This window comes from Streptomyces sp. NPDC054840 (assembly GCF_053611065.1).
The window spans coordinates 1-14,306 of record NZ_JBSGZP010000117.1; the positions used below are offsets into that span (position 1 = coordinate 1).

General features: G+C 71.3%; 17 protein-coding genes and 2 pseudogenes. 3 read left to right on the forward strand and 16 right to left on the reverse strand.

Annotated elements, in window-relative coordinates; translation table 11 throughout:
- The 13 genes and pseudogenes from ACWGIU_RS11540 to ACWGIU_RS11600 all read right to left on the reverse strand — a co-directional run.
- On the reverse strand, positions 1 to 825 hold an 825-nt coding region (locus ACWGIU_RS11540; RefSeq protein WP_453704705.1), incomplete at its 3' end, for a universal stress protein.
- A complete protein-coding gene (locus ACWGIU_RS11545) occupies positions 825 to 1,736 on the reverse strand; it encodes a universal stress protein (RefSeq protein WP_453704678.1) in 912 nt (303 codons plus the stop codon). The genes ACWGIU_RS11540 and ACWGIU_RS11545, both read right to left, overlap by 1 nt.
- A gap of 148 nt (positions 1,737 to 1,884) precedes the next feature.
- Positions 1,885 to 2,184, reverse strand: a complete 300-nt coding sequence (locus tag ACWGIU_RS11550) for a DUF1876 domain-containing protein (protein ID WP_453704680.1) — start codon at positions 2,182 to 2,184, stop codon at positions 1,885 to 1,887.
- A complete protein-coding gene (locus ACWGIU_RS11555; protein ID WP_453704681.1) occupies positions 2,181 to 2,525 on the reverse strand; it encodes a cation transporting ATPase C-terminal domain-containing protein in 345 nt (114 codons plus the stop codon). The genes ACWGIU_RS11550 and ACWGIU_RS11555 overlap by 4 nt, the downstream gene beginning before the upstream one ends.
- Positions 2,526 to 2,614: 89 nt before the next feature.
- Positions 2,615 to 2,812, reverse strand: a pseudogene (locus ACWGIU_RS11560) (cation-transporting P-type ATPase); the annotation flags it as partial.
- Positions 2,805 to 3,398: an Rv1733c family protein gene (locus tag ACWGIU_RS11565; protein WP_453704683.1), complete on the reverse strand. Its 594-nt coding sequence runs from the start codon at positions 3,396 to 3,398 to the stop codon at positions 2,805 to 2,807. The pseudogene ACWGIU_RS11560 and the gene ACWGIU_RS11565, both read right to left, overlap by 8 nt.
- A gap of 97 nt (positions 3,399 to 3,495) precedes the next feature.
- Positions 3,496 to 3,999, reverse strand: a complete 504-nt coding sequence (locus ACWGIU_RS11570) for a flavodoxin domain-containing protein (protein ID WP_453704685.1) — start codon at positions 3,997 to 3,999, stop codon at positions 3,496 to 3,498.
- The gene (locus ACWGIU_RS11575) at positions 3,996 to 4,454 is read right to left on the reverse strand and encodes an Hsp20/alpha crystallin family protein (protein ID WP_453704687.1); all 459 of its coding nucleotides are present in this window, start codon (positions 4,452 to 4,454) and stop codon (positions 3,996 to 3,998) included. The genes ACWGIU_RS11570 and ACWGIU_RS11575 overlap by 4 nt, the downstream gene beginning before the upstream one ends.
- A gap of 59 nt (positions 4,455 to 4,513) precedes the next feature.
- Positions 4,514 to 4,960: pseudogene (locus ACWGIU_RS11580) on the reverse strand (PEP/pyruvate-binding domain-containing protein); the annotation flags it as partial.
- Positions 4,961 to 5,130: 170 nt separating this feature from the next.
- Entirely contained in the window at positions 5,131 to 7,533 is a 2,403-nt protein-coding gene (locus ACWGIU_RS11585; RefSeq protein WP_453704689.1) for a glycoside hydrolase family 65 protein, read from the reverse strand.
- The gene (locus ACWGIU_RS11590; RefSeq protein ID WP_453704691.1) at positions 7,530 to 8,288 is read right to left on the reverse strand and encodes an HAD family hydrolase; all 759 of its coding nucleotides are present in this window, start codon (positions 8,286 to 8,288) and stop codon (positions 7,530 to 7,532) included. The genes ACWGIU_RS11585 and ACWGIU_RS11590 overlap by 4 nt, the downstream gene beginning before the upstream one ends.
- Positions 8,285 to 8,965 carry a helix-turn-helix domain-containing protein gene (locus ACWGIU_RS11595; protein ID WP_453704693.1) on the reverse strand — a complete coding sequence of 227 codons (681 nt, stop codon included), beginning with the start codon at positions 8,963 to 8,965 and terminating at the stop codon, positions 8,285 to 8,287. The genes ACWGIU_RS11590 and ACWGIU_RS11595 overlap by 4 nt, the downstream gene beginning before the upstream one ends.
- Before the next feature lie 94 nt (positions 8,966 to 9,059).
- Complete coding sequence (locus ACWGIU_RS11600; RefSeq protein WP_453704695.1) at positions 9,060 to 9,500, reverse strand: alcohol dehydrogenase catalytic domain-containing protein; 441 nt, start codon at positions 9,498 to 9,500, stop codon at positions 9,060 to 9,062.
- Positions 9,501 to 9,861: 361 nt separating this feature from the next.
- On the opposite strand from ACWGIU_RS11600, the gene ACWGIU_RS11605 reads away from it, so the two are divergent.
- Positions 9,862 to 10,515 carry a CBS domain-containing protein gene (locus tag ACWGIU_RS11605; protein ID WP_453704707.1) on the forward strand — a complete coding sequence of 218 codons (654 nt, stop codon included), beginning with the start codon at positions 9,862 to 9,864 and terminating at the stop codon, positions 10,513 to 10,515.
- A gap of 14 nt (positions 10,516 to 10,529) precedes the next feature.
- Here ACWGIU_RS11605 and ACWGIU_RS11610 read toward each other — a convergent pair whose 3' ends face one another.
- The 3 genes from ACWGIU_RS11610 to ACWGIU_RS11620 are packed head-to-tail and all read right to left on the reverse strand — an operon-like array spanning position 10,530 to position 12,258.
- Entirely contained in the window at positions 10,530 to 11,351 is an 822-nt protein-coding gene (locus ACWGIU_RS11610) for an ABC transporter permease subunit (RefSeq protein WP_453704697.1), read from the reverse strand.
- On the reverse strand, positions 11,348 to 11,659 hold the full coding sequence (locus ACWGIU_RS11615; RefSeq protein WP_453704699.1) for a hypothetical protein: 312 nt from the start codon (positions 11,657 to 11,659) through the stop codon (positions 11,348 to 11,350). Before ACWGIU_RS11615 ends, ACWGIU_RS11610 begins: the two co-directional genes overlap by 4 nt.
- A complete protein-coding gene (locus ACWGIU_RS11620; protein WP_453704701.1) occupies positions 11,629 to 12,258 on the reverse strand; it encodes an ABC transporter ATP-binding protein in 630 nt (209 codons plus the stop codon). Before ACWGIU_RS11620 ends, ACWGIU_RS11615 begins: the two co-directional genes overlap by 31 nt.
- A gap of 153 nt (positions 12,259 to 12,411) precedes the next feature.
- Between ACWGIU_RS11620 and ACWGIU_RS11625 the strand changes: the two genes are divergently transcribed.
- Both ACWGIU_RS11625 and ACWGIU_RS11630 read left to right on the forward strand, forming a co-directional pair.
- Positions 12,412 to 13,788, forward strand: a complete 1,377-nt coding sequence (locus ACWGIU_RS11625) for a rhodanese-like domain-containing protein (RefSeq protein WP_453704703.1) — start codon at positions 12,412 to 12,414, stop codon at positions 13,786 to 13,788.
- Positions 13,789 to 13,829: 41 nt separating this feature from the next.
- Positions 13,830 to 14,189, forward strand: a complete 360-nt coding sequence (locus ACWGIU_RS11630; protein WP_453704709.1) for a rhodanese-like domain-containing protein — start codon at positions 13,830 to 13,832, stop codon at positions 14,187 to 14,189.
- The last annotated feature ends 117 nt before the right edge of the window (positions 14,190 to 14,306 follow it).

The following is a 14,306-nucleotide window of genomic DNA, read 5'->3' on the forward strand; positions in this document are numbered from 1 at the left end:
CGCCCGGTGCAGCAATCCGTGGGCGACGGAACCCAGGCGCATGCCGGAGTAGCCTCCACGTCCACGGCGGCCCACCACCACGGCCAGGGCGTGCTCGGCGGCCTCCGCGAGCTCCTCCACCGGATGCCCGATCGGGTTCTCGTGGGAAACCACCACGTCCGGGTATTTCTGCGACCAGCCGGCCGTGGCCTCGGACAGCATCCGCCGCTGGGCCTGCAGTGCGACCTCCTCGTCGTGGAGGAGGAAGACCGGCGGCTGCCACACCGCGATGGCGCGCAGCGTGGCGCCGCGCAGGTCGGCTTCCTCGAACGCGAGCGCGAGCGCCGCCTTCGAGGACTCGCTGCCGTCGATGCCCACGACCAGGTAGGGCCGCTGCTGGGTGATGTGCTCGGGGTTGCCGACCACGACGACCGGACAGTGCGCCTGGGCCGTGATCGGGACCACCGTGGAGCCGGCGCTGAAGTACTCCGCGGTCCGGCTCAGGTGGCGGGATCCGAGCACGAGCATGCGGGCCCGGTCGGAGAGGCGGCCTATGGCGGGGACGGGGAATCCTTCGATCAGATCGGTGGCCACGTCGGCCTCCGGGTGCCGTTCCCGCGCCCACTCGGTACCGGCTGCCAGGGCTTCCGAGCCCGCCTGGTGCAGGGCCGTGGCGCGAGGAGTGCCATTGACCTGCCGCTTCTGGTGCGGCGGAGGCACGGTCACGACGAGTCGGAGCCCGAGCCCACGGCGGTGGGCCTCGTCCGACGCCCAGGCCAGGGGCAGGTGCCAGTCCCTGGCCGGGTCGATGCCGACCACGATCTCGCCGCGTTCACCGGCGGCCATCACGATTCGTCTCCGTGTTCGCCGTGCTTGTCCGTGTGGCGCGGGATGAGCAGCACGGGGCAGTGGGAGTGGTGCACGAGGCTGTGGGTGTGCCGCCCAAGGGTGGGTCCCAGGTACGCGGACGCCCTCCGTCCGCCCGTGACCAGCAGGTCGGCGTGGCGGGAAGCCTCGACCAGGACCCCGGCGACGGACATGCTCTTCTCAGCGTCCGCCCGCACGGGGAGGTCAGGGAATTCCTGGCGGATCTGCTCCGTCACCGCGGTGAGGTGCCGGACGTACTCATCGGTGATCTCCGTGACGTCGTCCATCATGGTCACCACGCTGCCGACGGACTGGAGTACGTTCCACACCTGGAGCAGCCGCAGCTCGGCCTTCCGGAGCTCGGCCTCGCGCGCCGCGTGACGGACGCAGTCCAGGTCGTGCTCGTCACGGACCCCGGCGAGCACCGTCCCGCTCTCGGCGCGATCATCGGTTCCCCTGACGACGATGACAGGCGTCTTCGCGCCGACCGCGACCTTCAGGCCCACGGATCCGAGCATGAGCGAATTGAATCCGCCCAGCCCCCGGTTGCCGACCACGATGGTGCCGCGATGGCCGGCCGCCCGGTACAGGCCGGCCACAGGGTCGCCACGACTGAATTCCGTGGTGGTGACCAGACCGGGGTGCCGTTCCTTGACCGCGGCGGCGGTTTCGTCGAGCAGTTCACGGCCTGCGCAGCGGACGCGCTCGATGGTCTCTGCGGACACGTAGAGGGCCCGGCCGTCCGTGTCGGCGCCGTAGACGATGTGCAGCGGACGCCCGCGGCGTTCGGCCTCTCCCGCTGCCCAGAGCGCGGCCTGACGGGCGGGCTCGGAGCCATCGACGCCGACGGTGACGGAGCCGAGTTCCGCGCCGCTGACGGTGTTGTTCATGATGTCTCCTCGCCCGGGGCCGGTGGGGGTCTGTTCTCACGCTGACACCGCGGACGCCGTCAGGCAGAGGGCCGCTCAGGACCTTCGTGGGGGCCAAAGGTCCCTGCCGAGGGCGGCGCGCAAGATCCCCTTCGAGCGTCCTTCGTGTTCATGCTTCGGTGTCCAGCCACCCTGTGTACGGCTTCAGGGACTCCTGGAGGGACGGAGCGCCGGCGGCCTGCATGTCACCGTAGGCCGCTCGCTTCATCTGGAGGGCGAGATCCTCCATGGCGCGAGCCACCGCGAGTTCGTCGCCGATCTCCGGGACGTCGGTGTCCTGTGGTGCGCAGCGGGCGGTGCCGTGGCCCGTGATCCTGTTCGTGCCCGTGTCGAGCTCCAAGCGCGCCTTAGTCGTCTGGCCTTCCTCGAAGAGGTGGAGACGGACCTTCCATTCGGCAGTGTGTGTCATGGAGTGCCTCCGGTAAGGGTGTCAGGGAGTCTTGTGCCGGTGAGTGCGCCGGACCCAGCGCCGCAGTTCGTCGGTGCCCCAGACGAGAACGGGGAGGTCGCGATGAGGGCGACGACGTCCAGCGGCAGGGCGGCGGTACCGAACAGGCCTTGCAGGGGCGGCGCGTAAACGAGGGCTGCCGTGAAGGCGAGCTCGAAGGCGATACCCGCCAGGAGCAGGGGGTTGGTGAACAGGCCGATGTCGCGCAGGGCCGCGCGAGAGTCTCCACCGCCTGTTCGGCCTGCCGTTCCTGGAGGAGCGCGAACGCGGCACTGACGAGGTCCACGGCGATGATGGCCCACCCGAGCACGGGAACACCTGCGACGAACGCCAGCGCGGCGGCCGCCCAGAGCAGCAGGGCCAGCGGGTGGACGAGCTGGCGGACCAGTTCGCGTCCCAGAGAGGTACGGGCCTTGCGGCGGACCTCGTAGGGGCCGTAGACGGCAAGGCGTCGGGCTGCCTCGCGTGCGGAGAGTCCACTCGGCCCGGTGCCGAGCTCGCGCCTCAGCAGCGGCAGCGGTTCCAGAGGGTCAGGGCTCCGGGACGGCCCGCCCGCCGGGGACGGGGGCCGGGTGGCCGCCTCAGTCATCGCCGGGTCCCTGTTCGCGGCGGAGCCTCCCGGACCAGCGCGGCTCCACGGCCTCCCACTCGTGCTCCCACTGGGCCAGGGTGCGGGTCTCGACGAGGAGCAGACGGAGGCGGACCACTGCCCCCGAGGCCAGGACGAGCAAGCCGAGGGCTCCGACTCCCGCCGCTGCGGCCGTGAAGGCGCGTTGAGCCTCGGACGGAGGTGCCTGCGCTTCCGTGCCCGCGTCATCGACCCAGAGAGTGACCGGCCGGCCCGCCGGAGTGCCGAGCGGGACGGCGACCGTCCCGGAGTGCTGGTGGGCGGCCGGGTACTCCCAGACGGCTGGAGCAGCCACCCGCGCGTTGCCGCCGGAGCGGTTGGAGACCACGCGCTCCGCGGAGCCGACCGTCGTCGCCTCGATCTGGTGCCGGTGGCGGGCCGTTTCCCTGGCGGTCCGGCTTTCGGAGTCCCAGACGGCCGTCGTGACGACGACACCGCAGAGCAAGGCGATCAGGAAGGACAGTGCGAAGACGACGTTCCAGCGGCGCCGGGTCCGGTCGACCGGCCGACGCAGCTCGTTCGGGCCTCCGTCGAACAGCTGACGCACCCGCCCGGCTCTCGCCGGACGCGATCGCGTGGGCCCCTCTCCGGACGTGCCGGCCTCGGACATCGTGCACCTCCGCGCTCTGATCCTGCCCAGCCGCTCAGCCGGGAGCGGCGAGTTCGGCGCTGATGTGGTGGGCCCACGTTCGGATCCGCTCGGGATTGCGGAAGTCCCCGCCCTTGCCCGCCCGGACCATGGCCCGGGCGATGAACCCGGGCGTACCGGAGGTGATGCTGCCGCCGAAGGTGACGTGCTCACGTGCGCCGATGCGCTCCATCTCCCGGGCCACCGCCGCCACCGGCGCGATGTCGTGCTGCTCGGCGGAACTGTCGACGGGGCCGCTGCTGAACAGGTAGACCGGGCGATGCTTGAGGAGGTGCTCGTTGCGCTCCGCGCAACGCTTGGCCTTGCCGCTCCAGTGCCCGGCGTACAGGGCTCCTCCGAGCACGACGGCGTCGTAGCCCGCTACGTCCTCCACGTCGTCGGCGGGGACCACGACGGCATCGAGGCCGTCCTCACGCAGGGTCCGGCCGATCTCGGACGCGATTCCGGCGGTCGCACCGTGCTTGGTGCCGTAGGCGACCAGGACGCGCTTGGACGTCATGACCCCTCTCCCTTGCCATCTGCTGTGGTGCGCTTGACGGGGATGCTGCGCCTGGCCTCCTGGGGCGCGGCCGGCATCGGCACGCGCACGGTGAGGACGCCGTCCTCGTACGCTGCCTCGACTCCGTCGGAGGGGATCGGCCCGGGCAGGCGCACGGTCCTCCGGAAGGAGCCGTAGCGGAACTCCGAGTGGTCCTTCTCCTCCTTGCTCTCGGTGTGTTCGGCACTGACGGTGAGGGTGTCACCCTCGACCGTGATCTGGATGTCCTTGTCGGGGTCCATCCCGGGGAGTTCGGCACGCAGCGTGTACTGCCCGCCCCTGTTGGTCACCTCGATCGCGATCGGGTGGGTTTCGAACGACGGCCGCCACAGCGGGAACCGGGGGAAGTCGGTGCCGAACCAGTCCCTCACGTCGGGGAACGGGCTACGCCTGCGCTCCGGGTGTGTGCCTGGCATGGTGTGCTCCGTTCCGGCGCCTTGTCAGCGCCTTCCTGTGCTGCCTTCTTTCACTATCGCTAGGGGAACGGCTGCTCCGCTTGGGGCCATCGGGCCCCGGATGGGGCCGTTCGGCCCTCCCCGTACCCGGCCGGTTCGGCGGCCACGTACTGCTTGACCGGGGCGAAGCTGTCCCGGGCGATGGAGACCCTGACCCGGGCGGTCCCGTGCACGTTGAGGTCCGTCTCCTGCTGGCAGGCGGAGCTCGGCTCCGGCAGGTCCGCGGCGGCGCTGCTGCGTACGGTGACCTCCGGGTCCGCGCATCCGTCGCGCCCCAGCTGCTCGTACGCGGAGACGATCTCGGCCCGCAGCCCTGGGGGCAGCGGCTCGGCGAGGGTCATCGACCGGATCGCGGCCCCGGCCTCGTCGAGCGCGGCGCCTTCGCGCAGGCGTCCGATCGGTTCCTCGATCCGCGCGAGCGGTCCGTGTCCGTCCACCAGCTCTCCGTACGCGTCGGCCGTCGTGGCGAACCCCGGATGCGGATGCGCTGCCTCGTGGCCACCTCTTCGGGAAACGGAGCCTGGATCGGCATCCGGATTCCACGATCACGCCTGATGTGGCTGTGCCGCAGTGCCGAGTGGGACAGCGGCGAGGGGCCGGCCGACCCGAACCTGAGAGGGTGAACGGTATGCACTGGTCAGCCGGCTTCCATACGGAACCACCTCTGCCGACCCGCGGGCAGGCTCGCTGTCACGCCACCGGGCAGGCACAGGGGAAGGGGAGGTGCCGTTCGGGATGAGGGGACCGCGATGCCCAGTTTCCCCGGGACGAGCCGGATACGAATGCCGCGGTGACCCAGGCAGTCGACGGTGAAGGAGCAGCGCGGCGCCTCCCGGAGCGGGACGGGGTCGATACGCAGGCCGTCGGGGCCGGCCTCGAGCCCTACGATGCCCCGTTCGATGAGGTCGAGGGTGCCGGCCATCGCCCCGAGGTGGATGCCTTCGCCGGTGGTGCCGCCCTGGATGTCCATCACGTCGCCGAGCAGGGCTTCCTCGCAGTACCGCCAGGCGTCGGAGCCCTTGTGGCGGGCCAGGACCCAGCCGTGGACGAGACTGCTGAGCGTCGAACCGTGGCTCGTGCGCTGCAAGTAGTACGCGACGGTCGCCCGCCAGAGATCATCGTCGAGCCTGTGGCCGAGCCGGGCGAAGATGTCGTGCAGCTCGTCGGGGCGGAAGAGGTAGCCGAGCATGAGGGTGTCGGCCTGCTTCGACGCCTGATAACGGTTGACCGTGTCGTCCTCGGACTCCAGGATCCGGTCGAGGCGGCGGATGTCTGTGTACCGGGCGCGATAGGCGTCCCAATCCAGCTCGGCCAGATCGCCGTAGCCCTCGAACTGGCTGATGACATTGCCGTGCAAGGGGACGTAGAGACGGCGTGACACATCTTCCCAGCGAGTCAACACCTCTGTATCGAGGCCCAGTTGCTGCTCAAGTTGACGCATGCGCGTCCTCGGCAGCTCTGCGGCCAGCTCGAGTCCGCGGGCCAGCACCCATGCGGCGGTCACGTTCGTGTAGGCGTTGTCGTCGATCCCCGGAGTTGCGGCCCCGAGGTAGGCGTCGTGGTATTCGTCCGGACCCACGACCCCGCAGATCCGGTAGCGCCCGCGGTCGGTGTCGTAGTCGGCGACCGCTCCCCAGTAGCGGGCGATGCTCATGAGCAGTTCGGCGCCGGGGCCGTACAGGAAACCGGTGTCACCGGTGGTCTGCGCATAGCGCCAGACGTTCCAGGCGATCGCGGAACCCACATGGCGCTGGAGGCGGGAGCGGTCCGGCAGCCAGCGGCCGGAGCTCGGATTGAGGTGCAATGTCTGCGATTCCTCGTGCCCCGAACTGGCGCTCTGCCAGGGAAACATGGCGCCCGGCCGCCCGGCCCGCCGCGCTGCGGCACGGGCCGCGGGCAGGCGCCGGTGACGGTACATGAGCACGGCGCGTGCCACTTCGGGAAGGTGCAGGGTGAGGTAGGGGGTGACGAACAGCTCGTCCCAGAAAACGTGGCCCCGGTACGCCTCTCCGTGCAGACCTCTGGCGGGTACGCCGGCGTCGAGCTCCGCCGTGTGCGGGGAAAGGGTCTGCAGGACGTGGAAGGCGTGGAGGTGCAGGATCCGGCCGACCTCGCCGGGCACCTCCACCTCGCCTCGGCTCCACAGGTCTTCCCAGGCGGCCCTGTGGTCGGCGAGCGCGGTCGCGAAGTCCGGGGCACGCGTGACGTGTTCGACCGCAGACGTGAGCGGATCGCCCGCGGGTCGGTCCAGCGAGCTGTAAAGGGCCGCCGCCTTGAGGACGACGACGGGATGTCCGCGGGAGATCGGCAACCGGAAGGTCTGCGCGGTCGCCGCCTCCGTGCAGCTCAGGTCCACGGCGGTCAGGGGGCGGGAGGACGTGCGTACCCCGATGCCGATGCGGGTGCGGAGCGATGTGGTCTCGCAGGAGAGCCAGGCGATGCCGTCCGCGCCGACCCCGGCACGGTGCCCGGTGAGGTGGCGCCCGTTGAGTGCCCGGTACCGCGCGACGCCGGCGTTGGTGACGTCACCGTCGAGCACGGACTGGATCTCGATGGTTCCCCGCCATCCGGACGCGCGGAAGGTGCTCTGCTGGGCGGCGAGGTAGGGGTCCGCCATGTGAACGAGCCGGGTGTGCGTGACGCCGAGCCGCCGGCCGTGGCCGTCCTGGAACAGCATGCGGCGGGTGAGGGTCCCCGCGTGCAGGTCCAGGACTGCGTGGTGGTGGCGCAGGCTCGGGTCGTCGGGAGTGAGCCACTCCCCGGCCGGGCCGTCCTCCGGCAGGCATCGGTAGCGCACCCGGGTCCAGTCGGGAAGGTTGACCATGTCCTCGTTGCCGACCTGCTTGCCGGCGACCTGCGAGGGGAGCCAGTTGTAGCAGCCCGCCGCGTAGGTGCCGGGATAGTGCACGGCGTCGGCGGGTGATTCGGGGGCGGCTCCGCGCGTGGCGAACCGGCCGTTTCCCAGCGTGCACAGGGCCTCGACGACCCGCTCCGTCTTCGGGTCGTAGCGGTCGAAAGTCCATGTCCACGCGGTGTTCACGGCCGCGCTCCGGCAACGGTGTCGACGACGACGGTGAGGTCCGGGAGGACGACATCCGCGCCACGATCCCGCAGGTTCGCCGCGGCAGACGTGCCGCCGGACCGGTCGAGGCCGATCACCAGGCCGAAGTGCCCGCGTCGGCCCGCCTCCACCCCGGCCAGAGCGTCTTCGACCATCGCCGCGTCGGCCGGGTCCACGTGCAGCCGGCGTACCGCTTCCAGGAACAGGGCGGGGTCCGGCTTGCCCGCGAGGGTCAGCCGCTCGGCATCCGTGCCGTCCAGGAGGACGTCGACGAGGGGGGCGATCGCGGCGGACTCCAGCAAAGGGCGGGCATGTCTGGATGCCGATACCGCGGCGCACCGCATCCCCTGGGCTCGCAGCGCTTCGAGTGCGGGCCGGACTTCCGAGAACGCCTCGACGGCTCCGGCCTCGAGCGCTTCCGTGAACGCGCGCTTCTTCCGGGCAGCGACCGCCCATGCGGTACCGCACCCTGGCGGATCCGCGGCATCGCCAACCGGCAGCTCGATGCCGCGGGCGGTCAGGAAGGCCAGAGCACCGTCGAGACGGGGTTTCCCGTCCACCAGTTCCCGGTACTCCCGCTCCGCGTCGAAGGGCGGCTGGGCCGAGGGGCCGGTGTCGGCCGCCCAGGTGTCGAGGCAGCCGTCGAATGCGGACTTCCACGCGGCGGCGTGCAGCGCGGCGGAGTCGAGGAGCACCCCGTCGGTGTCCAGGACGACGGCTCGTAGCGGGCTCACCGGCGTACCACCCGGCGCCCTGTGGTCCGGATCGCAGTGACCTTCATCCAGTGGGTCCGCGGACCCCCGGCCCAGGGCATCGAGTACGAGACGGCATCGAGCCGGCCGAGCTCCTCCGCATCGGTGACGCCTTCTGCCTCACCCACGGCCATGACGCTCCAGCCCAGGCGCGTGGCGTCGTCGATGTGGTCGACCTCGAAGGCCACTTCCGTCCCGGCGGCCCGCGCGAGCACGGCGTCACCCGAGGTCCTGAAGGCGATGTCCCGGCCCGCCACTACGTAATTGACCGGGAAGATCGCCGGACCGTCCGGGGTGAAGACGGCGATCCTGCCGACGCCGTGCGTGGAAAGCAGCCGCTGGCACTCGCCGTCGGACAACTCGACCAGCTCGGCGTCCCGCACGGCCGTTCCTCTGCCTGGTGGATATTCCGTCGTCGCGCCGGAGAGTTCCGCGGCGGTCGTCTCCAGCGCGTCGGCGAGGCGCAGGAGGGAGCCGATCGCCGGCGCTGCCGCGTGTTCCTCCAGGTAGGTGATGTACCCGCCGTCAGCCCCGCAGCGCTCGCCCAGTTGGTCCCGGGTGAGGCCGAGCTCCTCACGGCGCATGGCGATCCGTCGTCCGAGGTCCGTGCGTCCGGCCGGCGCCTCCGCGGTGCCCGGCCTGTCCTGGGTTCTGCTCATCGTCTTCACGTCCTCTCCGTGTCACGGCCGGGTGGCCGGGACGGTGACGGCGTCGTGCGGGCGCCGCCGGGCGCGCTCTTGGGGCGCCGGTGTTTCAGACACGGGCTGTGCCGGTGAGGGGGTGGGCCCAGCACCCGGCCGCCGCTCCCGCGGTACTGGCCGCAGTGGCTCTCGAGGCAGAAGCGGCAGCGGCCGCAGGCCGAGATGCAGGAAACGAGCACGCGGTCCCGGGCCGCACCGTAGGGACGTCGCCGCCGGTCTCGACGCTGGTGCCGACCGCCTCATGGCCGAGGATCCTGCCCGGGGTCCCCTCGGGTACGTCGCCTTTGACGACGTGCAGGTCAGTACCGCGGATGGTGACGTCGTCGACTCGAAAGGTCGCGTCGGCGGTGTCCTCGATGCCTGGGTCCGGTACGTCCTGCCATGCTGTCTGTCCGGAACCCTGGAAGACGAGTGCCTCCATGGCGTCCCTTTCCTCCATCTCCCCCTTCGGGGTGTCACCGCCAGGCTGAACCGGACTCGACCGGCCGCGCATGGGCCGATCGGTCCCCTGCCGGGGCCTGTCGGCCCCCGTGCAAGCCCTTACACGCGGTGCAATGGTGAGAACCGGATCCCTTTACCGACGGGAGGGCGGGTCATGTCCGAGACAGCCCCATGCCCCGCCGCCCTACTCCTGGCACCCCGGCGCCGTCACCACGCACTCCGTCCGCGCACTCGAATTCGACGCAGAGGCCGTACAGAAGCTCTGCGACGAGAACCCGGCCGTGGGCCGTTGCACATCCGCAGCTGCCGCAGTCATCGCCCGGCGGCTCGACCCGGCCCGCACCCGGATCCTCGACCTGCTCGCACCCCACCACAGCGACATGCCCCTCGCCTACGCCCGCCGAGGACCAGCCATGACCTCCACCCCGTACACCGTCAACGACGTCATGACGAAGACCGTCGTCACCGTCACGCCCGCCGCCGACTTCAAGGAGATCGCCACCGCGATGGAGCGCTGGAAGGTCACCGCGGTCCCGGTCATCGAAGGCGAAGCCCATGTCGTCGGCGTCGTCTCCGAGGCCGATCTCCTCACCAAGGAGGAGTTCCACGAACACGGACCGAGCCTCATCGAGCAGATGCGCCGCCTCGGCGACACCGCGAAGGCCGGATCGGTCCGTGCCGAGCAGCTGATGACGAGCCCGGCCGTCACCATCCGCCCCGACGCCACACTCCCCCAGGCCGCCCGACTGATGGCCGACCGCCGCATCAAGCGTCTCCCGGTCGTGGATGCCGATGGCACTCTCCTCGGCGTCGTCAGTCGCGCCGACCTCCTGAAGGTCTTCCTTCGCTCCGACGACGACCTGGCCGCCGAAGTCCGCCGCGAGGTCGTCGAGCGCCTCTTCCCGCTCTCTCGCCGTGACATCACGGTAGACGTGACGCACGGCGTCGTCACTCTGAGGGGAACGACCCGCGACCCCCACCTCATCCCCGTGGCCACCCGCCTCGTCCGGGCTGTCGAAGGCGTCGTCGGTGTGCACTCCCGCCTCGAAGGCCCCGCATCCGCCTGACCGCTGTCACTGCGCTACGGGGCCAAGTCCCGCCTCGTCAGCAACACGTGGCCCAGGATGAGCCCCGCCACTCCGACTCCGACCAGAACGCCCAACTGCGGCCACAGCACATGGCCCCGCGCCAGTGCGTCACCCGGTGTGTAGTAGTGGAAGGGACTGATGAACCGCAGCGGCGCCGCCTTGGACCAGGCCAGCGCGATGAAGTTCAGCGCGAAGCCGACCGCCCCGATCGCGATCGTCGCACCGATCACCTGGGCGCGTCGGCTCCCCCACGCGGACACGGCCAAAGCGGGTCCGGCCAGGCACAGTGCGAAGCCGCACCCCATCAGCCCGGCGGCGAAGACACCGCTGAGCGGCACGTCCCGGTGGATGTCCGGCGACAGCCAGACGCCCGCCGCCACGGTCAGCGTCGCCGCGGCATTGAGGGCGAGGGCAGCGATCACCACGGCGGCCGTCCGCTCCGCGAGCAGCCGGTTGCGGCTCACGGGGCGCACCATGATCAGCTCGATCGTCCCGGATTCCACGTCGGCCGCCACCGCCGCCGCGGCCAGGGCGCCGATCGCGGTCAGCTGCATGGCGATCCAGAACGGATGCACCAGTCCGGCCCCGAGCAGCCCCGGATAGCTCGCGATCGACACGTCCCCGCCCGACCCGCTGAACGCCCGGTACGCCGACGGCGGGCCCTTCCCGCCCGCCGAGAACAGCTGCCCCGGCGCGATCGTGTTCGCCACCACCACGATGAGCGCCTCGAAGACGACCATCCCCACCACCAGGGTCAGCAGCATCCGCCGGCGCCGGTGCAGGGCCAGCCACAGCAGGGGCCACCGCGTCTTCACGGCGCCGCCCCCTCCGCCTTGCCGTTGCGGTACAGGTCCAGGAACGCCTCGTCCAGACCCGCCTCCTCCACGATGACGTCGGCCACCCCCTTGGCCAGCAGCTCGCGCAGTGCTCCCACCACCTCGCTCGGCGGTACGAGCAGCTCCACCCGGTCCCCTTCCCATCGGGGCGCCCACTGCTCCGCGCGCCCCAGAGGGCGTGCCCCCTTCCCGTCACCGAAGGTCAGGCGGATCCGCCGCGCACGCGCCTCCCGCAGGGCGGCCACGCTCTCCACCGTCACCAGGCGCCCGTCCCGGACGATCGCCACGCGTCCGCAGGCCCGCTGCACCTCCGGGAGCACATGGCTGGACAACAGCACGGTGCGGCCGTCGGCCGCCGCTGCTCCATCAGCTCGAAGAACGTCTCCTGCACCAGAGGGTCCAGCCCCTCGGTGGGCTCGTCCAGCACCACCAGCCGGGGATCGTGCTGCAGCGCCTGCACCAGGCCCAGCTTCTGCTTCATGCCGCGCGAGTACCCGCCGACGGTGCGCCGCAGGACCGCGGGCGTCAGTCCCAGCCGCTCGCACAGCTCGGCCCGCCGTGTGCAGGGCCGGCCCTGGAGGGAACACAGCAGGTCGAGGGTCTGCGCCCCGGTGAGCTCCGGGTACAGCCGCAGCTCACCGGGGAGATAGCCGAGTTCCCGAGCCACCCGGCGGTGATCGGCGAGCGGATCCATCCCCAGCACCCGCACATGGCCGGCCGTCGGGCGCAGCAAGCCGGTCAGGCGTCTGAGGGTGGTGGTCTTGCCCGCCCCGTTGGGCCCGAGCAAGCCGAACACCTCGCCCGGACCGATACCGAGTGTGAGTTCCTCCACCCCGACCACCGACCCGTACCGCTTGGTCAGTCCGCTGAGCTCGATCACGTCCATGGCGCCCACCCCACCAGTCTGTGCTCTGGCCCGGACCGACGCGAAGTGGGCCGAGAACGGCCCCCATGACGCCACAAGAAATACCCCCGGGGGTACCAGTGCTACGCTCGACGTATACCCCTGGGGGTAATTCTCACGAGAAGGAGCGACAGCGTGTTCTTCATCGACACCCTTGAACTGGAAGGGCTCGGCAACCGCAGCTACCTGGCGGGCGGTGCCCGTACGGCCGTGGCGGTCGACCCGCCGCGCGACGTCGACCGGGTACTCGCCGTTGCGGCACGGCGAGGGGTGCGCATCTCCCACGTCGTGGAGACGCACGTCCACAACGACTACGTCACCGGCGGCCTGGACCTGGCCCGCCTCACCGGCGCGGCCTACCTGGTGCCCGCCGCGGCCCGGGTGTCCTTCGACCGCACCCCCGTCCGTGACGGCGACACCTTCACGGTGGACGTGGGAATCACGCTGCGAGCGCTGGCCACCCCCGGCCACACCCCGCACCACACCTCCTACGTCCTGGAGGAGCACGGTTCGGCCGTCGCCGTGTTCACCGGAGGTTCCCTGCTGATCGGGACGGTCGGACGGCCCGACCTGGTCGAGCCGCGGCTGACCGAGGAGCTGGCCCGCGCCCAGCACGCCTCCGCCCACCGGCTGGCTGCCGAGCTTCCGGACGAGACGGAGGTCCTGCCCACCCACGGGTTCGGCAGCTTCTGCTCCTCCGCCCAGGCCGACGGGGACGCCACCACCATCGGCAAGGAAAAGGCCGGCAACGACGCCCTCGTCCAGGACGTCGACGCCTTCGTCTCCGCCCTGCTGGCGGGGCTCGACGACGTGCCCGCCTACTACGCCCACATGGGCCCGGCCAACGCGGCGGGTCCGGCTCCGGTCGACCTCACCGCACCTCCTGTGGCGGACGCCGCCGACATCGCCGCCCGCCTGGCCGCCGGAGAGTGGGTGGTCGACCTGCGCAACCGCATCGCCTTCGCCCAGGGGCACGTGGCGGGATCGTTCAATTTCCAGGCCGACGGGAAGATCGCGACCTACCTCGCGTGGCTGATCCCCTGGGGCAAGCCCGTCACACTCCTCGCGGAATCCCCCGCACAGCTCGCCAAGGCGCAGCGCGAACTGGCCCGGGTCGGGATCGACCGCCCGGCCGCCGCCGCGACCGGAGAGCCTGCCGAGTGGATCTCCGCGAACGAAGAACCGCGGAGCTTCCCGCGGGCCACGTTCGCCGACCTCGCCGCCCTGGACCCCTACGAGCACCGGATCGTGCTGGACGTACGGCGGGACTCCGAACGCGCGGACGGCTGGATCAAGGACTCGGTGCACATCCCGATCCACCAGCTCCACCGGCGCCAGCACGAGCTGCCGGCCGGGGTGGTGTGGGTCCACTGCGCGGGCGGAATGCGCGCGGGGATCGCCGCCTCACTGCTCGACGCGGCCGGACGCGATGTCGTGGCCGTGGACGACTCCTTCGACGCCGCCCGGAGCACGGGCCTCCCGATGGTCACCGGGCTCCGTTCCGACAGCTGACGGCTCACCCTCCGCGTTCCCCACGAAAGAAGGACCTGATGATGTTCCCCTTCCGGCGCGGCCCCGCCCGCGTGACTCCAGCCGATGCCCACCAGCGCACCCGTGACAACGGCGCCGTCCTGGTCGACGTACGCGAGCGGGCGGAATGGACGGCCGGACACGCGCCCGGCGCCGTGCACGCCCCGCTCTCCGCCCTGCTGGCCGGCGTCGGCCTGCCTCCGGCTGCCCAGGGACGGCCGCTGGTGGTGATCTGCCGCTCCGGCCACCGGTCCCAGCAGGCCGCGAGAATCCTGGCCGAACGCGGAGCCGAGGCTGTCGACGTCAGGGGCGGCATGAACGCCTGGGCCGCGGCGGGGCTCCCGGTCGTCGACGGCCGCGGAAGCAGCGGCTCGATAGCGTGAGCACGCTCGTCCTCGCCCTGGTCGCAGGAGCCGTCGTCGGTCTGGCACTCGGCGCCCTGGGGGGCGGCGGGAGCGTGCTCGCGGTCCCGGCACTGATCTACCTGCTCGGTTTCACCC